Origin of the sequence: Limosilactobacillus avium, from assembly GCF_947381485.1 — a bacterium.
GTDB lineage: Bacteria > Bacillota > Bacilli > Lactobacillales > Lactobacillaceae > Limosilactobacillus > Limosilactobacillus avium.
In genome coordinates this window covers 1-22,206 of record NZ_CANCWN010000006.1, presented here as the reverse complement: position 1 = coordinate 22,206, position 22,206 = coordinate 1, and the positions used below count along the sequence as shown (strand labels likewise).

Annotated in this window: 16 protein-coding genes and 2 pseudogenes; 7 read left to right on the top strand and 11 right to left on the bottom strand. The window is 48.4% G+C overall.

Annotated features, from left to right (window positions below; genetic code table 11):
• Window positions 1-4: 4 nt before the first annotated feature.
• From QOS01_RS03335 to gtfA, 3 genes are all read left to right on the top strand, one after another.
• The gene (locus QOS01_RS03335; RefSeq protein WP_283621104.1) at window positions 5-847 is read left to right on the top strand and encodes an aldo/keto reductase; all 843 of its coding nucleotides are present in this window, start codon (window positions 5-7) and stop codon (window positions 845-847) included.
• A 287-nt stretch (window positions 848-1,134) separates the two neighbouring features.
• Window positions 1,135-2,352, top strand: coding sequence for an MFS transporter (locus tag QOS01_RS03330; protein ID WP_283621103.1), 1,218 nt, complete (start codon window positions 1,135-1,137; stop codon window positions 2,350-2,352).
• 19 nt (window positions 2,353-2,371) lie between these two features.
• Window positions 2,372-3,829, top strand: a complete 1,458-nt coding sequence (gene gtfA / locus QOS01_RS03325) for a sucrose phosphorylase (protein WP_283621102.1) — start codon at window positions 2,372-2,374, stop codon at window positions 3,827-3,829.
• A 69-nt stretch (window positions 3,830-3,898) separates the two neighbouring features.
• Here gtfA and QOS01_RS03320 read toward each other — a convergent pair whose 3' ends face one another.
• Window positions 3,899-4,558 (bottom strand): putative quinol monooxygenase, encoded by a 660-nt coding sequence (locus QOS01_RS03320; RefSeq protein ID WP_283621101.1) that lies wholly within the window; start codon window positions 4,556-4,558, stop codon window positions 3,899-3,901.
• Between the two features lie 163 nt (window positions 4,559-4,721).
• On the opposite strand from QOS01_RS03320, the gene QOS01_RS03315 reads away from it, so the two are divergent.
• Both QOS01_RS03315 and abc-f read left to right on the top strand, forming a co-directional pair.
• A complete protein-coding gene (locus tag QOS01_RS03315) occupies window positions 4,722-5,669 on the top strand; it encodes a Dyp-type peroxidase (protein ID WP_283621100.1) in 948 nt (315 codons plus the stop codon).
• Between the two features lie 245 nt (window positions 5,670-5,914).
• The gene (abc-f, locus tag QOS01_RS03310; RefSeq protein ID WP_283621099.1) at window positions 5,915-7,402 is read left to right on the top strand and encodes a ribosomal protection-like ABC-F family protein; all 1,488 of its coding nucleotides are present in this window, start codon (window positions 5,915-5,917) and stop codon (window positions 7,400-7,402) included.
• Window positions 7,403-7,448: 46 nt separating this feature from the next.
• Here abc-f and QOS01_RS03305 read toward each other — a convergent pair whose 3' ends face one another.
• The 7 genes and pseudogenes from QOS01_RS03305 to QOS01_RS03275 all read right to left on the bottom strand — a co-directional run bounded on the left by QOS01_RS03305 (window position 7,449) and on the right by QOS01_RS03275 (window position 15,867).
• Window positions 7,449-8,165 carry an alpha/beta hydrolase gene (locus QOS01_RS03305; protein WP_283621098.1) on the bottom strand — a complete coding sequence of 239 codons (717 nt, stop codon included), beginning with the start codon at window positions 8,163-8,165 and terminating at the stop codon, window positions 7,449-7,451.
• A pseudogene (locus QOS01_RS03300) lies at window positions 8,165-9,622 on the bottom strand (amino acid permease). The gene QOS01_RS03305 and the pseudogene QOS01_RS03300 overlap by 1 nt, the downstream one beginning before the upstream one ends.
• Window positions 9,623-9,763: 141 nt before the next feature.
• Window positions 9,764-11,554 carry a DNA helicase RecQ gene (gene recQ, locus QOS01_RS03295; RefSeq protein ID WP_283621097.1) on the bottom strand — a complete coding sequence of 597 codons (1,791 nt, stop codon included), beginning with the start codon at window positions 11,552-11,554 and terminating at the stop codon, window positions 9,764-9,766.
• A 66-nt stretch (window positions 11,555-11,620) separates the two neighbouring features.
• Entirely contained in the window at window positions 11,621-12,301 is a 681-nt protein-coding gene (locus tag QOS01_RS03290) for a class I SAM-dependent methyltransferase (protein ID WP_283621096.1), read from the bottom strand.
• 11 nt (window positions 12,302-12,312) lie between these two features.
• On the bottom strand, window positions 12,313-12,984 hold the full coding sequence (locus QOS01_RS03285; protein WP_283621095.1) for a potassium channel family protein: 672 nt from the start codon (window positions 12,982-12,984) through the stop codon (window positions 12,313-12,315).
• A complete protein-coding gene (locus QOS01_RS03280) occupies window positions 12,977-14,320 on the bottom strand; it encodes a TrkH family potassium uptake protein (RefSeq protein ID WP_283621094.1) in 1,344 nt (447 codons plus the stop codon). Before QOS01_RS03280 ends, QOS01_RS03285 begins: the two co-directional genes overlap by 8 nt.
• A 389-nt stretch (window positions 14,321-14,709) precedes the next feature.
• The gene (locus QOS01_RS03275; protein WP_283621093.1) at window positions 14,710-15,867 is read right to left on the bottom strand and encodes an ATP-binding protein; all 1,158 of its coding nucleotides are present in this window, start codon (window positions 15,865-15,867) and stop codon (window positions 14,710-14,712) included.
• A 129-nt stretch (window positions 15,868-15,996) separates the two neighbouring features.
• Here QOS01_RS03275 and QOS01_RS03270 point away from each other — a divergent pair, with 129 nt between their 5' ends.
• Window positions 15,997-16,494, top strand: coding sequence for a GNAT family N-acetyltransferase (locus QOS01_RS03270; RefSeq protein ID WP_283621092.1), 498 nt, complete (start codon window positions 15,997-15,999; stop codon window positions 16,492-16,494).
• A gap of 152 nt (window positions 16,495-16,646) precedes the next feature.
• Entirely contained in the window at window positions 16,647-18,152 is a 1,506-nt protein-coding gene (locus QOS01_RS03265) for an ABC transporter substrate-binding protein/permease (protein WP_283621091.1), read from the top strand.
• A 202-nt stretch (window positions 18,153-18,354) separates the two neighbouring features.
• Here the strand turns inward: QOS01_RS03265 and QOS01_RS03260 are convergent.
• The 3 genes and pseudogenes from QOS01_RS03260 to QOS01_RS03250 all read right to left on the bottom strand — a co-directional run bounded on the left by QOS01_RS03260 (window position 18,355) and on the right by QOS01_RS03250 (window position 22,159).
• Window positions 18,355-19,752 (bottom strand): annotated as a pseudogene (locus QOS01_RS03260) (SLC13 family permease).
• 14 nt (window positions 19,753-19,766) lie between these two features.
• On the bottom strand, window positions 19,767-20,747 hold the full coding sequence (locus tag QOS01_RS03255; RefSeq protein ID WP_283621090.1) for a hydroxyacid dehydrogenase: 981 nt from the start codon (window positions 20,745-20,747) through the stop codon (window positions 19,767-19,769).
• Window positions 20,748-21,253: 506 nt separating this feature from the next.
• Window positions 21,254-22,159 carry a LysR family transcriptional regulator gene (locus QOS01_RS03250; protein WP_283621089.1) on the bottom strand — a complete coding sequence of 302 codons (906 nt, stop codon included), beginning with the start codon at window positions 22,157-22,159 and terminating at the stop codon, window positions 21,254-21,256.
• Window positions 22,160-22,206: the final 47 nt, after the last annotated feature.

Here is a 22,206-nt window from a genome sequence, read left to right as displayed (position 1 = left end):
TTCAATGGATATCAAAAGTAACCTTTTAACCCTTGCTGATGGTAATAAGATGCCCCAAGAGGGCTTTGGCCTGTACAAGGTCGATGGTCAAGAAACGATGACAAAATCAATCCAAAACGCCTACCAAGACGGCTACCGGCTCTTTGATACCGCCCAACTATACGGCAACGAAGCTGAGGTCGGAACGGCCCTGCAGAAGTTAGCCATCCCCCGTAAGGATATTTTCGTAACCACCAAGGTCAGCGAAGACAACCAGGGCTATGACCGGGCAATCGCCTCCGTCAAGGAATCCTTAAAGAAGCTCCAGATGGATTACGTAGACCTCTTGCTGGTTCACTGGCCAATTCAGCGCGCCTTCTTTGATACCTGGCGGGCATTTGAAGATCTCAAGAAGGCCGGGCTCGCCAAGTCAATCGGGGTTAGCAACTTTGAGATGATTCACCTCCAGTACCTCGCCACCCAAGCACACGAAATGCCGGTCGTGGACCAAATCGAACTCCACCCCCTGCTTACCCAAAAGCCGCTTCTCAAGTTTAATCACGACCACCACATCGTTACCCAGGCGTGGAGTCCGCTTGGGCGGGGCGCGGTTCTTAATGAAGCGATCCTCAAGGAAATTGGTGACCGCCACCACAAGTCACCTGCCCAGGTAATCCTGCGCTGGCACCTGCAAAACGGCGTTTCCTTTATTCCAAAGTCCGTTCACGAGGCCCGAATTACCCAGAACGCAGATATCTATGACTTTGAATTAACCAGTGATGAAATGCAGCAAATCGATGCCCTAAACGAATACAAGCGTACTGGTCGCGAACCCGAACTGGTTTACGAATATAATAAGCAGTACTAATCACTAGGGAGAAAAGTTCTGGCACCACCCTTCAAAATGAAGGACGGCTGCCGGGGCTTTTTTCTTTTGCAACCCACTGAACAATCACCGCCGATTAACCGTCTTCCTCAGTACTGATAAGCTTTCAGGTGTATTTTCAATTATCGCCGGCCCACCAGCAATGAAAGTGATTGCAAAATATTTTTGATAAACGTTTGACAATAGTAATTTTACATTGTATATTATAGTCACAAATCAAATTGATAAACGTTTGTCAAAAGATTATCTTTTAGGAAGCAATACGAGGTATGAATAACAAAAGTTCGATTATTACAAAGCTCGCGTTCTTATCCGTTTCCTTCATGGTAACCAGTGCTTACGCCATTCAAGGCTCTCTTCCACAGTTGAAGGCCGCCTTGAACGTCACCCAGACCCAGTCTGAGTACCTGGTCACCACCCCTTCCTTTGCCGTCATGATTTTCGTGGTCCTCTCACCACTGCTTCAGGAATGGTTCCACATTTCTGATAAAAAGATCATCATGATGGGGGTAACGATTGTCGGTTTTGCGGGGATTGTCCCGATGTTTGTCGACAACTACACCACGATTCTAATTTCGCGGTTAATCCTGGGGGCTGGTTACGGTCTATATAATTCGCAAGCAATCTCAATGATTTCGATTTGGTACGAAGGCACTGAGCGGGCCCAGATGCTTGGCTGGCGGGCCGCTGCGGAACAGATTGGTCAGGCATATACATTAACAATTGCCGGCTTATTCCTCAGTCTTGCCGGCTGGCACTTCTCATTTGCGGTTTACTTTCTGGCCTTTTTGGTCCTACTCTTCTTCGCACTGCGGGTCCCTGACGATAGCCAATCACAGGATGAAGACATTGACGAGGATAACTTAGCCGTTGACTTAACAGAAAGTCAGCCGATTACTAAGATCAGCCCGCTGGTTTACCTGCTCGTTCTCTTCGCCTTCCTGCTCGTCACTGATTATGTGGGAATGGAGAACCGCTTCCCCGGATTAGCTGTTATGATTAAGGGGAGCCACTATGCCGGCTCATCAATGTTCTTGTCACTGATGCTGATTGGGGCTACTTTGGGTGGAATCTCTTACGGTGCTATCCAAAAGCGGCTAGGTTTCGGGACGGTCTACTTGGGACTCGGCCTGATGGCGCTTGCCAACTTCTTGTTTGGCTTTGCCGGTCGTAACTTTGTCATGATGGTCATCGGCTTATTGTTAATCGGCTTCCCACTTCAGCTGGTTTCACCGCTGATTTTCAACCTGCTGCCGGACTTGGCACCAGCTAACCGGCAACCACTGGTTACTTCCCTTTGCCTGATTGGCTTCAACTTTGGCTCATTCTTCTCCCCATCGATTGCGGAATGGACCAACCACCTGCTGGGGAAGCCAACAAGTGGGATGGGGCTGGCGGCGCCATTCCCCATTTACGGGTTCGTCCTGATCCTGATTGCGGTCATTATTTTTGTTGCTACTCGTCACAATGCAAAACAAGCTCAATAATTTTTGGAGGTCTTTTATTATGCCAATTCAAAACAAAGCAATGTTGATCACCTATTCTGATTCCATGGCCAAGAACATTAAGGAAACTCACGAAGTCCTTAAGGAATACATTGGTGACGCTATTGGTGGTGTCCACCTCTTACCATTCTTCCCATCAACCGGTGACCGTGGTTTTGCCCCTTACCGCTACGATGTTGTTGACTCTGCCTTTGGTAACTGGGACGACGTCGAAGCACTGGGTGAAGACTACTACCTGATGTTTGACTTCATGATCAACCACATCTCCAAGAAGTCAGTGATGTACCAAGACTTTAAGAAGAACCATGACGCTTCCAAGTACAGCGACTTCTTCATCCGTTGGGAAAAGTTCTGGAAAGCTGCTGGTAAGGGTCGCCCTACGCAAAAAGATATCGACCTGATCTACAAGCGGAAGGATAAGGCCCCAGAACAAGAAATTGACTTTGATGACGGTAGCAAGGAACACCTTTGGAACACGTTTGGTGAAGAACAAATCGACATCAACGTTAAGAGCAAGGTTGCCCAAGAATTCTTCAAGCAAACGTTAACTGACATGGTTAAGCACGGTGCCGACTTGATTCGGTTGGACGCCTTTGCTTACGCCGTTAAGAAGGTTGACACCAACGACTTCTTTGTTGAACCAGAAATTTGGGACCTGTTAAATGAAGTTCGTGATATCCTGGCACCTTACAAGGCCGAAATCCTTCCAGAAATTCACGAACACTACACCATTCCACAAAAGATTTCCAAGCACGGTTACTTCATTTATGACTTTGCCCTCCCAATGACCACCCTGTACACCCTGTACTCTGGCAAGACGGAACGGCTGGCTAACTGGCTGAAAATGTGCCCAATGAAGCAATTCACCACGCTGGACACCCACGATGGAATCGGGGTTGTGGATGCTAAGGACATCTTGACCGATGACGAAATCAAGTACGCTTCCAACGAATTGTACAAGGTTGGGGCCAACGTTAAGCGGAAGTACTCCAGCGCTGAATACCACAACCTGGACATTTACCAAATCAACTCCACCTACTACTCCGCCCTTGGTGACGATGACAAGGCTTACCTGTTAGCCCGGGCATTCCAAGTATTTGCCCCTGGTATCCCAATGATCTACTACGTTGGTTTGCTGGCTGGTTCAAACGATCTTGACCTGCTCGAAAAGACGAAGGAAGGGCGGAACATCAACCGTCACTACTACACCAAGGAAGAAGTTGCCAAGGAAGTTCAACGGCCAGTTGTTGCTAACCTGTTGAAGCTGTTATCATGGCGGAACAAGTTTGCGGCCTTTGACCTTGACGGTTCCATCAAGGTGGAAACACCATCCGAAACGACCATTAAGATTACTCGTCAGGACAAGGATGGGGCTAACGTGGCCGTCTTGGATGCCGACGCTGCTAAGAAGACCTTCACCATCACTGCAAACGGCGAAACCGTTATGGAACAAAAGTAATTTCTCTTCAGGATCTCTCTTAAAAATCTTCTACAAAAAAGGATTGGCGAAAACTTTCGCCAATCCTTTTTAGTTATTGTTTTGATTAACCAGGACGTCACCAATTGTTTGCTTGACATCCTTGTTTTCGACCCATTGCTTGGTGTTATCTTTGTATGCCTGGTAAGCAGGGTCAGCAACGTGTTGACGGTAATTTTCTTCTGACTGGAAGACCTCGTAGATTACCCATTCATTCGGTTTTCCCTCTTCGGTACCCACGTAGACAGCTAACATCCCCGGGTCGTTACTCAGTGCTCCTTGTAATTCAGCTGTCACCGCCTTCTTATATTCGGCCTGGTGGTCCGCAGCCACCGTCATCCGGACGATGTTGACCCATAAGTCGTTCGGGGTGCTAATGTTTAGCGCCACGTTTTGGTGACCCATGAACTGGGGTACCAGGTCAATTTCATCGTGCTTAGTGACCACACCATCCATTTTCTGTGCAAACTGCTGGTACTGGTCAGAACTAACGTGTTCTTTGTACGCTTCCTGGTTGTCAAAGACCTCAAACAGGTAGTTGCTCGTGAGGTCGTCTGGCTGGTGCGAAGCATACATTCCAAAGGTACCATCTTCAATTGCCACCGCTGTAATCAGGTTACCGCGGTTGGCATTTAAATATTGCTCATATGTGTCTGGAGCAATTTTAATCAGGTGCATCTTAAACACGACAGAATTATCGGCATTCATCATAGTTATTTGATCCTCTTGTATTTAATAATGCTTATATCATAAGCCAAAACGCTATCCAAAGTAAACCGAAAACTTTTTGGCACTGCCAACAGCAGGCCATGGCACCCTTAAAATGGTATAATGAAAGGTGGAATTGGAACTAATGTGAAGGGAGATTTTTCCAATGACTATGAATCCAAGTAAAGCACAAGATGTTTGGAAAGATGCAGGCGAACACGTTCAATTCACTGTTCTCGAGCTTAATCGACAGGATCAGGCCAAGGAACAAGCAGCAATCCAAGAATTTGTGGACCGCTACCAAGCAATTGTTCGTTCCCTCAGAATTCGTGATAACAAGGGTGATTTAAGAGCCTCACTCGGTTTCAGTAGTGCGGCATGGGACTACCTCTTCCCTGACGCACCAAAGCCGAAGGAACTGGAACCATACGAGACATTGGCAACTGAAAAGTATTCAATGCCAGCCACGAAGGGTGATATTTTCCTCCACATTCGGGCTAATGATGAGGCCGTCGTCTACGAACTGATCAGTCAATGCCGCCTCTTCTTGAAGGACATCACCACCGTTGTTGACGAGACGAAGGGCTTCCGTTACTTCGAAGGCCGGGCCATCATTGGCTTCATTGACGGTACCGAGGCACCACAAGTTGAAGACGCCGCTGACTACGCCATTGTTGGCGATGAAGACCCATTCTTTGAAAACGGGTCCTACGCCTTCGCCCAAAAGTGGCGCCACCACATGGACATTTGGGACAAGTTGACCACCGAAGACCAAGAAAAGGCCGTGGGGCGGAAGAAGTTCTCCGATCTGGAACTGCCGGATGGTGAAAAGTTCAAGAACGCCCACAACGTTGCCTCCCAAGCCAAGATTAACGGGGTTGAACAAAAGATTGTCCGGATGAACGTTCCTTACTCTGATCCCGCTTCTGGCATCACCGGGACCTACTTCATCGGCTACTCACGTTACTGGAAGGTTACGAAGACGATGCTAGAAAACATGCTGAAGAACGAGGACTACCTGCTTTCATTCTCCGACATCCTTACCGGCCAGCTCTTCTTCATCCCATCCCGGCCAATGCTTGACAAAATTGCCGATGGCGAATTAAACAAGTAGTTGACAAGCGAAAGAAAAGTTATTATACTGACAGCATCATTTACACGGAGGGATCAACCATTGAAGTTTTAATTCTACACATTTTAAGATTGTTAGTTCGGCATACAGTGCGAATTAGCTTTCCCGGGTAGAATTATAATTTCATTTAGTTGGTTCCATTAGTGACGGTAAAGTCCGTCAAAAATAAGGGCCTATCCTACGCGGGTAGGCCTTTTTTGCGCTCCAGAAAGGAACGTGATTATCTAATGGAACCGATTATTATTAAAAAACTTACCTTTGCATACCCCGGCCAATCCCCCCTCTTTGCCAACTGTCACTTAAACATTAATAGTGACTGGAAGATGGGCTTACTGGGGCGCAATGGACGGGGTAAAACGACCCTGATGAAGATTCTCTTACACCAGCTGGACTATACGGGAACGGTGACCAGTAACCTTAATTTTGCCTACTTCCCACTGATTACCGACGAAAGTGACGACCTAACGATTAATACCCTGCTAGGGGCACCCGGCCTCGCCAACTTGGCCCAGTGGCAAATCGAACGTGAGCTAAACACCATGGGGGTCGACCCGGCAATCCTCTGGCAACCATACAACACCCTCAGTGGGGGCGAACAAACGAAGGTCCAACTTGCGGCCCTCTTTGCCTTACCGGGGGCCTTTCTCCTGCTTGATGAGCCCACTAACCACCTGGACCAGGTCGGGCGCAAACAGGTGGCCGCCTACCTACAGACCAAGCAGCAGGGCTTCATCCTTACGAGCCACGACCAGGCCTTTCTCGACACCGTCATCGACCATACATTGGTAATCGAACGGCACCAGCTGGTCCTGGAACAAGGTAATTACGCCACCTACTTTGCCCAGAAGAAGCGGCGGGACCAGGAGGCCGCCGCCAAGAACCACCAACTTAAGGCCGAAATCAAGGAACTCAAGAAAAACCGGCAGCAACGGTCGCAGTGGGCCCAGCGGGCAGAAAACGAAAAAAAGAACAATGCACACGCCGACAAGGGTTTCATTGGCGCCAAGGCCGCGAAGATGATGAAGAAAACTGTGACCACCACGAACCGGCTAACCTCCGCCATTGAGGACCGGCAAGGGTTAATGGCGGAGGTCGAAGAGATTGTCCCCCTCCCCCTTAACCTGGTCGGGACCCACCACGAAACCCTTCTTAGTCTTGACAAGGTTACCCTGAGCTGGGCCCCCACGCCGCTCTTCCAACCCGTCAGTTTTGCGGTCAAGGCCGGACAGCAGGTAGCACTGATTGGTCCTAACGGAATTGGGAAGTCAAGCCTCATCAAGGCCCTCTTTGGGCAGTTTACGGGAAAGATCACGGGGGACATTTCCCTTGCTCACGGAATAAAGGTCAGCTGTGTTCGCCAGGACTATGCCACCAATCACGGTACCTTGCGGGAATTTGCCCGACAGAACCAACTAGAGTATGACCAGTTTCTTAATATCCTGCGTAAGCTAGGGATGGAAAGAGCCAGCTTCACCGTCCCGATCGAGCAAATGAGCATGGGCCAGCAAAAGAAGGTTGAGCTGGCCCGGTCGCTCGCTACCCCCGCCAACCTCTACATCTGGGACGAGCCCCTGAATTACCTTGACACCTACAACCAGGACCAATTGATCAAACTCATTCATGAATACCGGCCGCCCCTCCTCTTTGTCGAACACGACCAGCGTTTCATCAATGCTGTTGCCAGTGGGAAGGTTGAATTATTACCCGGGAAATAAAACAGCACGCAAATGTTCATTGGTTTTGAACGTTTGCGTGCTATTTTTATTTAAGATTTAGCTCCTGAAACCATTCCAAAAAGAGCGGGAACCACTTGGCCATGTGCTGGTCCTGGCGATTGTAGTTAACAATTCCGGTGTAGTAGTTGGCAAGGGCAATCCCGTGCCCACCAGTGCTGAATTCGTGAAGTTCAAACGGGACATCATGCTCAGCCAACGCGTTTGCGTAGTGGGCAACGTGGTCCAGGTACGGGGTAAGGCCGTCTTTAATTGACCCCCAGATAAACGTCGGCGGCGTCTGAGCCGTTACCAATTTGGCAACGTCTTCTGTTTGAACACCCATCCGCTGGTCAATTGTCGGCTGGATAACCGGGTAACCGAGGCCGACAAACTTAGCCCGCGTGGCCGGTTGGTTACTGTATGCGGCAGCCAGCTGGCCCCCTGCTGAGAAGCCCAGGACGCCGAGCCGCTGGGGGTCAAGGTCGAGCTCTGTAGCGTGACCTACCAGGTAGTCGAAGGCCTGAGCCAGAGCCCGTTTAGCCGCCTGGTAGTCCTTATGCTCGACTACCGGGTAACGGATGACAAAGGCCTGAAAAGCATGTGTAGCCATCGTTACCGCCACCCGTTCGGAATCGCGTTCCATAATTTTGTTATAGCTCCCACCAGGGACGATTACGACCCCTGGCAAGGGTTTATCCGTGTTGCTATGGTAAATATCAACTGACGAAAAGGGTTCACTTAGTTTTACATTCCGAATATCCATTAAATCACCTTGTTATGTTTGAGTTGACCACCGTGAAGGTTAACATCCTTTAACGGAATCAAGTGCGTATGGTAGCGCAGCCGGTAGTACAACCACAGGACAAGCAGGAGGGGAACACTGAGGTAGGTCAGGATGATCTGTTGCCACTGTCCCTCCAAAATCGCTGTCGGGTTTTGACCAATCACAACCACCGCACAAAGGATAACCGCTAAAATTGGCCCAAACGGGTAGAAAGATGCCCGGTAGCGCAGGTCGTTAATGTCGTACCCCTGTACCTGATATGCCCGCCGGAAGCGGAGGTGGGCAACCGCCATCCCCATCCAGGTCAGGAAGCCGGCCAGACCACTGGAATCAATCAGGAATTCGTAGATGCCCGGGCCAAAGATTCCCGTCAAGAAAGTCAAGGAGGCGACCAAAGTGGAAGCCATCAGACCGTAGATTGGGATTCCCCGTTTATCGGTCCGACCAAAAATCTTCCACGCCTGCCCTTCATGGGCCATCGAATAGATCATCCGGGTGGAAGCATACATCCCGGAATTAGCGGCAGAAATGACCGCCGTTAGGATAACCGCGTTCATTGCACTTGCCGCAAACGCCAGTCCAGCCCGCCGGAAGACCAGCGTGAATGGACTGATGGTAATGTCCTTAACCGAGGAGCCCAGGAGGTTCTTACTGGTGTACGGCAGGACACAGGCAATGACAAAAATTGCTAGGATGTAAAAGAGCAGGATCCGCCAAAAAGTCGAATGAATAGCCTTGGGGATACTCTTCGATGGTGTTGCCGATTCACCAGCAGTGATTCCCACTAGCTCAGTCCCCTGGAAGGAAAATCCCGCAACCAGGAAGACACTTAAAATTGTCGGGGCCCCACCAACAAATGGCGCCTGCTTGTAGGTTAGGTTATGGAAGCCGATTGCCTGGCCCCCCATGATCCCAACGATTACGCATAGACCGACGATTAAGAAGAGGACCACGGTCAGGACCTTAATAATGGCCAGCCAGTATTCCGCCTCACCAAAGGCACTGACAGCCAGGGCGTTGACCGTGATGATGTAGATCAGCACGACCAGGCTAAATATCCAGCTCGGCACGTGGGGGAACCAGAAGTTCATGACAATCCCGGCGGTCGTGCTATCCACCGCAACGGTCAATGCCCAGTTGAACCAGTAGATTCACCCCATTGAAAAGCCCAATGCGGGGTCAACGAAACGGGTACAGTAGGTTGCAAAGGACCCGCTGACCGGCAAAAAGGTCGCCATTTCCCCGAGACTCGTCATCAAGAAGTAGACCATGATTCCCATGATCGTATACCCTACGATTGCGCCACCCGGCCCAGCGGTATGGATTGCTGAACCACTGGCAATAAACAGCCCGGTTCCAATCGAGCCCCCTAACGCAATCATCTCTAGGTGCCGGGTTTTCAGTAACCGGCGCACATGATTACTCTGTTCACTCATTATGCCACTCCCTTAAAGTAAGCTAGAATCATTCTACACTTCTCAAGCCCCACTTTCAAAAGAGAAGCTACAAAAAGCACAAAAAAGGACGCTAACATTCAGATTTCCCAAATACTAGCGTCCTCTTTATGTATTTTAATATTATTCTTTCCCTGCCAGGTATTCACCAATGACGTCCATCATGGTCTCTCCGTACTGTTCGAGCTTACGCTGGCCGACCCCATTGACCAGGAGAAAATCCCGCTGTGTCTGCGGTTTAGACTGGGCCATCTCATGCAGGGTCCGGTCAGAAAAGACCATAAACGGGGGTACCCCCTGCTCGTCGGCCAGCTCCCGCCGTTTTTGGCGGAGCTTCTCAAAGAGGGCCGCGACATCTGGTGACTCGGCTAGCTGGGTGTTGGCCCGCGATGGCGCCTCTTCTTGGCGGCGGGTCACTTTTTTCTCGCCGTCCAGGACCTTCCACCCGGCCTGGGCAATCCGGAGAACCGGGTACTGGGCGCCCGCGGTTTCTAAGACACCGGTCGCAACCAGGTAGTCAATCAGGCTCGCTGCCGCCTGCTTGCTCATCTTCTTGAGGGCCCCAAAGTGTTCAAGACTTTGGGCATCGATCTCCCGCATCCGTTGGCTTTGTGAGCCGGTGACCGCCTGGGCAACAACCCCCTTACCAAAGCGGCCGCCCAGTTCCTTGACCAGGGCAATCACCTGCTGACTTTCCGTCGTGATATCCTGGACTGTCCGTTGGTCCGTGCAGTTGCTGCAGTGACCACATGGCGGACAATCCTGGCCAAAGTAACGGACGATGAACTGCTGAAGACACTCCGGCGTGCTAGCGTAGTTTGCCACGGCCTGGAGCTTCTGGTACTGGCGGTCGCGATAATCATCGTCCGCCGTTGACTGGTCAATGAACCAGCGGTACTGGCGAATATCATTGGGGTGGTAAATCAAGATGGCCTCGCTCGGTAGGCCATCCCGGCCGGCACGCCCCGCTTCTTGGTAGTAAGACTCAATGTTCTGTGCACTGGTGGCGTGAATGACGAAGCGGACGTTACTCTTATCAATTCCCATCCCGAAGGCGCTCGTGGCCACAATCGTGTTGACCCGGTCAAACTGAAAATCATCCTGGACCTGGGCCCGGTCAGCAGAATCCATGCCGGCATGGTAACCCGCAACGGAGAAGTGCTGCCCAGCCAGGTAATCGGTAAGCTCGTCAACCCCTCGCCGGGTGTTAACGTAGATTATCCCCGCCTCGTCCTGATGCTCCTTTAGGTAGTCACGGATGTAACGCCGGGTGGTCGTCTCCGGGTGGGCCACCCGAAAGCTGATGTTAGACCGGGCAAAACTCGTGATAATAAAATTATCCTTGCTGATTCCTAATTGGTCACCAATGTCTTCCTGAACCGCCGGGGTAGCCGTCGCCGTCAGGGCAAGAATATTGGGGTGCGACTTCAGCTGGTCAACCGCATCCTTTAATTGCCGGTAGGCCGGCCGAAAGTCGTGACCCCACTGTGATATACAGTGAGCCTCATCGATTGCGACAAGGTCAATCGGGAGAAAATTTAACTGGTAGCGGAAGTAGTCCATGTTGAGACGTTCGGGGGTAACGTAAATTAACTTAATCCGGCCCTCATAGGCACCCCGCAGGATTGGGTTAACCTCCTCCTGGGGGATTGTCGAATTGATGGCCGCCGCGTTAATCCCGTTTTGCCGCAGTGAATCTACCTGGTCCTTCATCAAGGAAATCAGTGGGGACACAACAACCGTAATCCCGTTATTGACCAGGGCCGGAATCTGGTAGCAAAGTGACTTGCCACCACCAGTTGGCATCACGGCAAGGACGTTTTGCCCGGCGAGGACGCGGGAAATCACCTCTGCCTGACCCTTGCGAAACTTCGTAAAGCCAAAATTATCTTTAAGAACCTGCTCTGGTGACATACCAACATTCCTTCCTTTATTCGTCTACCTTATAGATACGGCTATTCGGGGCCCGTGCATTAAATTTTAGGAACGCTTGGCAATCATAACCTTGGTCGTAATCCAGGGGCCACCCCACCAGCCATCAAAGCCGGTATTAATGACTTGAATGTCGTCAAAGCCAACGTTGCTAAGGACCTGACGGTATTCCTTCATCGCCCGCGTGTCCACAATTACAAGGGTCCCGTGGGCCTTCAGTACCCGGGCGGTTTTCTGGAGTGCCCGCCCCCGTTGAATGGCGGGAGTGATGTTATGCAGGGCCGAATCAATTACTACGTAGTCAAACAATTGGTTAGCAAACGGTAAATTCGTCATTGACCCATCAACCAGTTTTACCCGGTCCGCCAGCTTGGCGGCAGCAACCCGCCGCTTAGCGATTTCCCGGCTTTGCTGCCAGTCGGCAATTCCCGTTACCTTTCCGGGGACCTGGAGCTGACCAGCAATCATCATTAGGTCCGTCAACCGGCCAGCACTAAAGTCCAGTACCTGGGCATTCTTGAGAACCGCCAACCGTTGTAAAAGGCGTTGCCAGATCTTCTCGTGGCCCCGGGAAACGGTATGGCAAAAGATCCCGGCCCAGATGATGATCAAGGCCACCCAAATCAGGTTCCAGTATTCATGACTGGCAAAGGCGCCAATAAGACCGGTAAACACGGCAATTAGCGCAATAATAGCAATGGTAACAACACTGATAGCACTCTTTCTCACTCTTCTACTCCTTAATCTTGGATAAGTTCATCTAAACGCTGGATGTCCTTGGTACTGCCCACCACCGTAATTTTGTCGTGGGGCTGGATAACGTCATCAGCCTGGGGCATCTGGTTAATCTCGTCATTTTCACTCACAATGATGATCACGTTAACCCGGTAACGGTTCCGAAAGTCGATTTCCCCAATAGTCTTTCCGTAGAACTTCGGGTTATTAACGTTGATTTCCGCCAGGGTCGTTTCCTTACTGAGGTTCACGTAGTCAATCAAGGTGGGGTTCAATTGCTGAAAAATCAGCCGCTTGGCCAAATCATGCTCGGGGCGAACCACCATATCTGCCCCCACCCGTTCAAGGACACGGGCGTGGTTAACATTTTCCGCCCGGCAAACAACGTCAGGAGCGCCCAGGTCCTTGGTAATCAGGGTCGCCATGATGCTGGCCTCGATGTTTTTCCCAATCGAAATGTAGACGTGGTCAAAGTGGCCAATATCAACCTCCCGCAGGGCGTCTTCATCCTGGGCATCGGCGACTACTGCCCGCATCACGGTGTTTGCCAACTCATTGACGACTTCAGGGTTGGAGTCAATTGCCAAGACCTCCTGACCGGCCGCAACCAGTGACTCACAAATTGCGGCCCCAAACTGGCCGATACCAATAACGGCGTAGCTTTCTTTTTTAGCCAATTAAAACACTCTCCTCTGGATAACGGTAACTCTTTACGTTCGGCTGGGCATTGAAGATGGAGAACATCACGGTGTAGATGCCGACCCGGCCGATAAACATCAGTGACATGATCACGAGCTGGCCAAAGAGGTTCAAGCTCTGGGTGATTCCCAAAGAAATCCCGGTGGTCCCAAAGGCCGCTAGCACCTCAAAAGTCACGTAGCCCAGGGAATCATGCTTGGGAAGGTCCTGGGTTTCCACCAGCAACAGGATTGCCAACATGACGATACAGAGGGCAACAAAGAATAGGGTCAGGGCCCGGTTGATGTTACTCTGGGTAAAGCGCCGGTGGGCAAAGTTCGTGTCACGTTGGCCACGCAGGGTTGCAATACTCTGGGTAGCTAGCAGCCCGATTGTGGTCGTCTTGACCCCACCAGCCGTGGACCCCGGCGTGCCGCCAATAAACATCAACATGATTGTCAGACTGATTCCCGCGGCACTCAACTTGGTGTAGGGGAAGGTAACTAGACCGGCCGTCCGCGGGGTAATTGCCATGAAGAGGGTATTTAACAACCGCTGGGGGTAACTGATCTGGCTGCTCAACTGGGCCAAATTATGTTCCGTCACAAAGTAAACAATAAAGGAAAGGACAAAGATCACGGCCCCGGTCCGCAAGGCCAGCTGTGTATGAAGGGAAAGGTGGTGGTACTTATGATAGTTGAGGAGGTCCTTCCAAACTAGGAAGCCAAGTGACCCGGCAACGATTAACACGGCCAGGACACAAATCATGTAAGGGTCATTCAGGTAGTTTTCCATGCTGTTACTAAAGAGGTCAAAGCCGGCATTACAAAAGGCCGAAATGGAATGGAAAATGCTGAACCAAATTCCCTTCCCCAACCCGTAGCGGGGATAGAAGTCGAAGAACAAAAGGACCGCTCCGCAGACCTGGATTAACAACGATAGCTTAATAATCAGGTAAACAACGTTCAGCTGTGACAAGTTATCCAGGTTAAGGGCTTCCTGCGTCAGCAGACGGGTCGACATCCGCACCCGGCGACGGATCATCAACGACATCATGACGGCGAAGGTCATAAATCCGAGGCCCCCTACCTCCATCAAGAGGGCAATCACTGTCTGCCCAAAGAGGGTCCAGTGGGTGGCCGTGCTAACCAGGGTCAACCCCGTCACACAGGTCGCACTCGTCGACGTAAAAAAGGCCGTCATAAAGCTGGTATGGAGGCTACTGGCGGTCGAACACGGCAGTAACAACAAAACTGTCCCGATGGCAATCACCACTAAGAATCCCAAAGTCAATAATTTGGGAAATGAATAGCGGTGCTTATTGATCTCTATCAAGTTACTTCCCCCTATTGTCTTATCAATTAATTATAAGCATTTTTACGGGGGCCTGTACAATTATTTCCTGGGAAATAAAAAGAAGCTGGAAAAGCACACTTCCCAGCTTCGTCTTAATCATTGCTACCCGGTAATACGACTTATATATGATGTTTGGATGTTAATTGGATGAAAGGAAAATAATTCGATATTATCGTAGCAACGTTATTTTCATTATGTAGTAGCAAATATCAAATTTGCTTTTTTTATTATAGCAAAAAATATTGTGAAGTAAAGCACTATTTAAAAATGTTAACGTTTGGCAATTATTTTTTAACATTGAAACCGCCTTGTAACGATAGCGTTTTCATTAAAAGCACAAGCATTGTGAATATTCACACAGCCGGTACTTAATTTGTCCACCACTCCGGCGTATTCACAACCACTTGCTGGGCACCACCGGGCGTCTGCAAAAATGCCTGGCCAGTTGGTAAGCCCGCTACCGTGGAAAATGGTACTGTCGTGGGCAGAGTGATTAATTCGTCGACACTAAGGAGGCGGTGGATGAGGACCGTATTAAATTGTGACCGCATCTTGGCGGGCAGGTCCAGCGGGGACTGGGTTGTCAAAATCATCCGGAGCTGGACCTTGCGACCCTCCCGGAGGACCTGAAAAATCCCGTTATGGCTAAGAGTCCCGTCGTTAGCAGGCAGGTAGCGGTGAGCTTCGTCAAGGACGATATTCACCGGAAAAGCGGCCCGCTTTTTGAGACGGCTATTTAAAATGATCTTGAGGAGGTAGGAAATGATGACCCCCTGGCGGCTTTCAAACTGTTTCAATAAGGAGAGGTCAATGACCAGGGTTCGGTGGCTGCTCCGGTGGGCCAAAAACATCTTCAGGACAAACGAAAGCTCTGTTTTGGCCCTTCCCGGGTGGGGGTCCATATCAAAGATCTGGCGGAAATAAGGGGTGCTCAGGCGCTCACGAAGGTTCATCATTGCCGTCCATGCCCGACTAATGGTGGCGTGATCATACACCTGACCCAGCAGGTGGTAGTCGGCCCGGCTATCCGGGAATGGAACGACCATCTCCTCAACAAGTTGGTCTGGCAATTGGGCAATTTGGTATTCACTCGTCCAGGTGTTCAGCTGGTTGAGGAGCTCTGAATACTGGTCAATTGACCGGCCCAGTTTTTGGTAGCAACCCGGCCGCTGGACCAGGTTGTGCTGGACCTTCAGTGCGTCAATTGCCTGAACTAATTTCTCCGTTAATAACGGTGACATTTGGATCCCCAATACCTCCTGCAATTCACTAGCACTGAGTTTTCCCGCTTCTAAATATGCATTTTCTCCCAGGGTGTAGGTCACGGCATTAGGTAATTGGGCGTACTCACCAGTTGGGTCCAGGACGATTGCGGTCTGGTTTTCATGCTGAAACTGGTCAAGCAAAGATAAAGTCGTGGTAGTCTTCCCACTTCCCGTCTGGCCGACAATCAGTAAATGATGGGCCTTAAGAAAATCTACGGCGACCTGTTTGCCGTCAACCAAATTAAGTGCGTTTGCTACCATTATTGTTCCTCCTCATTTCCGCTCTGTTGAATTATCCTAGTTGGTATCTTACCGCCGCTTCTGGTAGAATGGCAACTATATAAGGAGTGATATTTTTTGGACTTAGACATACAGCCCGTGAGGTTTAGCTTGAAAGAATATTCAACAGTTAAGCAGCTATACATGCGGGCCTTTCCGAAGTATGAACGGGAGCCTTGGCCTTGGATGATGCTCAAAAGCCACTTCAAGAAGGCCGACTTTATGGCCTTTTACGAGCGACAATGCTTTGTCGGCTTTGCCTACATCATCCACAGTCACGGCTTTCATTACATCCTCTTCCTCGCCGTTAACGACCAGCTGCGTTCGCAAGGGTACGGCAGTCGGATTATCGCCGAACTGCGGAAGCTATACCGCAAGGACTCCCTGGTTCTGGACGTTGAACAGCCTAACCCCCAAGCGCGAAATAACCACCAACGGTTACGCCGCATCGCCTTCTACCGGCGAAACGGTTTTTACCTCACGTCAAAAAAGATTGAGGAAAGCCAGATGACCTACCGGGTTCTCGCTACTAAAAAGCGTATCAACCAGCAGGGGGTCGACCGAATCTTTAAGTGGTTTGCCTGGCCCCTCGGCTGGTTCATCCAATAATAAATGCTAATTTAATCCGTAAAGCAATATTCATTGTTTTACGGATTTTTGTATATTTAAGAATTATTTAAATTTAAATTTGCATAAGTATACATATTAGTGTATATTACATAGTTAATTACTAGAATTTCTTACGCAAAGGAGAATTAATTATGAAGCACATTAAACATCTCATAATGGCAATCATTGTCCTGGCTTCAATAGTTGTTTCACCGCTGACCGCCCTGGCGGACACCACCAGTTCCAGCAGCAGTCAGACTAGTGCAACAACCAGCAGTGCGCCAGCGAGCGATGATTCACTGCAAAAGATCAAGCAAAAGGGTGTCCTGGTCGTCGGCACCAGTGCGGGCTACCCGCCATACGAATTTACCACCAAGAAGAACGGCAAGACCGAATACATCGGTTTTGAAATGTCCCTTGCCAAGCAACTTGCTAAGGACCTGGGGGTAAAGCTGGAAATCAAGAACATGGACTTTGACTCCCTCCTCGTGGCCTTGGAATCGCACAAAATTGATGTGGCAATTGCCGGCATTAACATCACTCCCGAGCGTAAGAAGAGCGTTGATTTCTCCAAGCCCTACTACAAGGGAACCAAGTACTTTTTGATCAACAAGCAGGATAAGGCTAAGTACAAGACTTACACCGATTTCAAAGGAAAGACCGTCGGAACCGAAAACGGGGCAATGGAATATTCCCTAATTAAGAAGAACATCCCCGATGTTAAGGAAAAGGGGCTTTCTAAGTGGTCCTCACTGGTGATTGCCCTCCAGTCTCACAAGCTGGACGGGGTCCTGATGGATTCGGCAACGGCCCAGGCTTTCGCAACGGCTAACCCTGACCTGTACGCCTTCTACTCCCACATCAAAGTCCACACAGCCGGTGTCGCCATGGCCTTCCCGAAAGGAGCCACCAGCCTTGAGAACGCCGCTAACAAGACGGTCGACAAGGTTAACAAGGAGCACCTAATTCAGAAGAAGTGGTTACCTCAGGCTGCTAAGCAAATGAAGGCCACCAATAAGAGCAACACGGTTGCTAATTACTGGTCCTTCTTCCTCAAAGGGGTCAAATACACCCTCCTGATTGCGATTATTTCGGCCCTGTTTGGGGTCTTACTTGGGATCCTGTTTGCCCTGATGCGGTTATCCAGTAGCAAGTTTCTCCACGGCATTGCGGTTGCCTACATCGAATTCATCCGGGGCACCCCAATGTTGGTTCAAATCATGTTTGTCTACTTTGGGATTGGGGCCCTGATCCAGTCGCTGCCGGCCCTCCTCGCCGGGATTATTGCCGTCTCTATCAACTCCGGCGCCTACGTAGCGGAAATCATCCGGTCAGGGATCCAGTCACTGCCGATTGGCCAGACTGAAGCCGCCCGGAGTCTGGGGATGACAAAGCACCAGGCCTTCCACTACGTCATCATCCCCCAGGCCTTGAAGAATATCTGGCCAGCATTAGGGAACGAATTTATCACCCTGCTGAAGGATAGTTCACTGGTCTCCACCATCGGGGTCAGCGAGCTGATGTACGAAACTCAGTTGGTTCAGGCTGACACGTACAAGGGTGCCCTGCCCCTCTTCATCACGATGATGATCTACTTCGTCTTAACCTTCACCCTCACCCGGATCCTCAACCACTTTGAAAAGGTGATGAACCGGTAATATTGGGAAAAGGGCTGTGACATAAGTTTCCTATATAGTTGGAAATGCTACATTGCAGTATACGAAGGGACCCTAGTATTCGGAAAATCCGAACGCTAGGGTCCTCTTTGTGCATGTGAGGGGGTTCCTACAAACTTGCTTCGCGTCGAAATCAAACTAGCAAGCTAGTTCCCCTTTTCTTGAGATTCATTATTTTATGCTTTTATGCGAGGCCGAGCATCTTCCAGACTGGCACACAGCAAAGTAAACCAATTAAGTTTAAGATCATGTACCCAAATGACGATTCAGCATATGCTAAGCGCGTAGCCATGCTATCATTAACGGCTGCTACCCCCGTCAAGAATGGTGGGTCCATGTAAGGCATCAGCCAGATCATCGTACTGGTCGTTACAATTAACACAATAATTGCTGGGCTAAAGCTTAGTGTACCGAAGAATGGCAATAAGGCCAAAATAATTAAGGTACCAGTAGATACTAGAGAGACAACAACAAATTTAAAGAGATAAATAATAATTGATAATACGATTACTGTTACCCAAATATTACTAAGCATCGGGCCAATAACAGGCTTCAAAAGTACCCGTAACCAATTTGTCAAGCCCACTGCCTTCATTACGTTTCCTAGTGACATAACTGTTCCGATAAATACCAGGATGTTCCAAGCAACCCGGTTTCGGAAGTCATCAGGAGTAAATACCTTACAAGCAGTCAGGATAGATACAGCAATCAGTGCACTAACGGCAGCTGGAATGTCAATAACAGTTTCCAGAATCCAAAAGACGATACAGATAGCAATAACAGTTGCGGTGATCTTTTCTTCTTTCTTCATTGGTCCCAGCTTTTGTAATTGCTCGTTAATGAATTCCTTTGAAACCTGCTTATCTTCTTTAGGCCGAAAAAGAATCTGCAGCATGAAGTATCCTAGAATAAGGATAACCAGTGTCCATGGTAGTAACATGATAAACCAATTACCCCATCCTAATTTATTTTGAATTTTTACTGGCAGTAAGCCACGAAAGGCGTAGTTTTGTGCAGTTGCTGACAAGAAACTAGCTTCCATTACTAGGAAGCCCCAGATTGCCGCCATAAATAGGCCAGAACTAGCTTTACTCTTCGGCTTGTAGCCCAGGGCATTACTCATTCCTTGAGCAATTGGGGTACTCATTTCTTACTTAGGGTGAGCACTAGGGATCAGGGGAGAAATGATTGTCCCAGCAACCAAGAGTGCTGCCGTTTGACCGGCAAAGTTAGCAGGGAACAGTGACATTACCTTGTAAGCGATCCGCTTAACGAGGCCAGTTTTTACAGCTGCTGCCCCTAGGGCCAAACCAGCAACAATAATCCACATGGTATCAGTGTTAAAAATGTTGAATGCCAATTTAAAGTCAGTAACACGAAGAACCACCCATGAAGTTGCCATCAATAAACCGGTGGCATAGTTGGGAATTACGTTAAAGATCCAAAAAATGTTGGCAGTTACCAATAAGGCCAATACAACCATTCCGGCGTGACTTAATCCTGTTGGCGTGGGAATAACAAACGCAATGATGACACCGAGGATAATTCCCACTATCCCCGAAATTAATTTCAAGTGTTTCATAATATTGGTCCCCTTTAGTTATTAAATACATCTGGGTTAACTGGAAATTCAGGCATTTTACCATTGCTAAAGTCAATAATTGCTTGAGCAGCGCCACGGCCAAGAGCTTCGTTAGCTTCCTTAGTTGTCCCGGCAATATGACTTGTCATTATCAGGTGCTTAGCAGAGAACAATGGGTTATCCGGTGCTGGTGGTTCAGGATTGAAGGAATCAAGTGCTGCTCCAGCAATTTCACCACTGTTAAGGGCTTCAGCAAGGTCATGCTCATTAACAATCCCACCCCGGGCGGAGTTGATGATAAAGGCAGTCTTCTTCATCTTAGCTAATTGTTCCTTAGCCACCATATTATCCGTTTGTGGCGTCAAAGGAACGTGCAGGGAGATAAAGTCGGCAATTGGATAAATATCATCCATGTTGTCATACAGTTTAACTGGTGAGTTCTTAGCAAATGGATCATAACCAATAACTTTCATTCCAAAGGCTTGTGCTAGTTTTACTAGCTCTTGGCCAATCTTTCCAAGGCCAACAATTGCTAACGTCTTACCTTTTAATTGGTGACCAATAATTCCATACTTACGGGAAAAGTTTGGCAGTGAACCGTCGTTTGCCAATTCGTCCTTCTTCTCATGAAGTAATTGGTCGTCTTCTTTAATTTTTTGTGAAAGCATCAGCATAGTCGTAATTGCATACTCTGCAACAGAAAAGGCGTTGGCCCCGTTAACTTTAGCAACTAATACGTTGTCCTTCGTTGCTGCGTTAACATCAACATTGTTAATTCCCGTTCCATTCCGCGAGATAATCTTAAGTTGCTTACCGGCATCAATTACTTCTGCAGGTAGTTCTGATGAACGCATGATTACCGCGTAGGCATCCGCAATCTCCTTCTTCATCGTTTCAACATCTGTCCCTGCCGAAACTTTGACTTCGAAACCGTTATCCTTTAGTAATTGAATACCAGCATCATCAATTTTTTCGCTTAATAACACCTTTTTCATAGTTCTTCCTCCTCAAATTTCTGGAACTTATCTACAATTTTTATTCTAGTGAAGGATTTCACCCTTTAACAGTTACTAATTGGACACCACATGAACTATGGCCAGTCAACGCCCATTTTAAAGGCGTTGACATTCATTCTGGCTTTCTTTCAAGCTTGTGAATTAATCACTATTGAAGATTGCTAAAAATCAAAGTTAGTATTATCCACGACTCTGACAAAGTAAAAGTGACTATGAGATAAGTCCTCACTATATGGTTAGCAATGCTACAACACGGTACGCAAAGAGGGGGATACGGCAGAATTAGCTTGCTAGTTTATTTTCGGCGCGATACAAACCTGTAGAAAACAAAAGGAACTCTCGTGTTCGGATTTTCCGAACACGAGAGTTCCTTTATGTAACACTTTAGCATTCAACTATATAGGAGACTTGTGCCACAGCCCACCTCTTCGTACTTTCAAAAATTGGCTGCCTTCTCAATTAATGTGCAATGTTTATGTCCTACTTTAATGCTGCCTATCTTTAATCATCTTAATTAAATCCTTAAGATAAGGATTATCATTATTGGGATTATAGTAAAAGGTTGATGAATAAAAATCGTTTACGTCACCATCAACTTGTAAAAACTTTAACAGAGGATTTCGTTGCTTTTCAATTTCAATAAAGGGACTAGGATAAAAACCAAAGCCTTGGTTAGCAGCCACACGGATGTTGCGTAATTCCAACGAGCTTGCGCGCATAATTTTTTCTTCACTAAGGCAACCACTAAATTTATCCAAGAACACTTTCCGTAAAAAATCAGATTCATATGGCGAGTAATAGTAAATCGGTAAGTCTCCCAAATATTCTGCTGGAATAACGTCATTTTTCGACAGTTGATTAACGACACTCACGCCGATTAATAATTTTCCACGTTCTAATTCAATCTGTTTTAGACGACTAAATTTTTCATTGGGAAAACTATCTAAAGCATAGTAAGGGGCAACAGCAAAATCTAAAGTCCCCTTTCCTAACAATGCATGAAAGTGCCGCCCGCTTTCCTCCTGAAATTCAAGTTTAAGATGGGGATACTTTGCTAAAAATGGTTTAAGGATTCGTTGAAGGATAATTTCCTGATCAGCTGAAGAAAAGCCGATCTTAAGCTTTTCTTCCCGTTTCTCACGTTCACTTTGGATCCGCATCAGTTCATTATCATAAATATTAACAATGTCCTGAGCAGCCAAGATAAAATTCTTCCCCTGCTCTGTCAATTCTGTATTATTTCGTTGTCGGACAAATAGTTTTACCTTTAATTCATTTTCAAGTTGGTCCATCTGTTTAGACACAGCACGTGGTGATAAGAACAGTTGTTCCGCCGCTGATTTAAAACTTCCTGTTTTTACAAGGCAGATTGTAAAATTTAAGTTGAACATTTAAGTGGACAGAAAAAACCATCAAGGTCTTTAATGGTGTTACCACA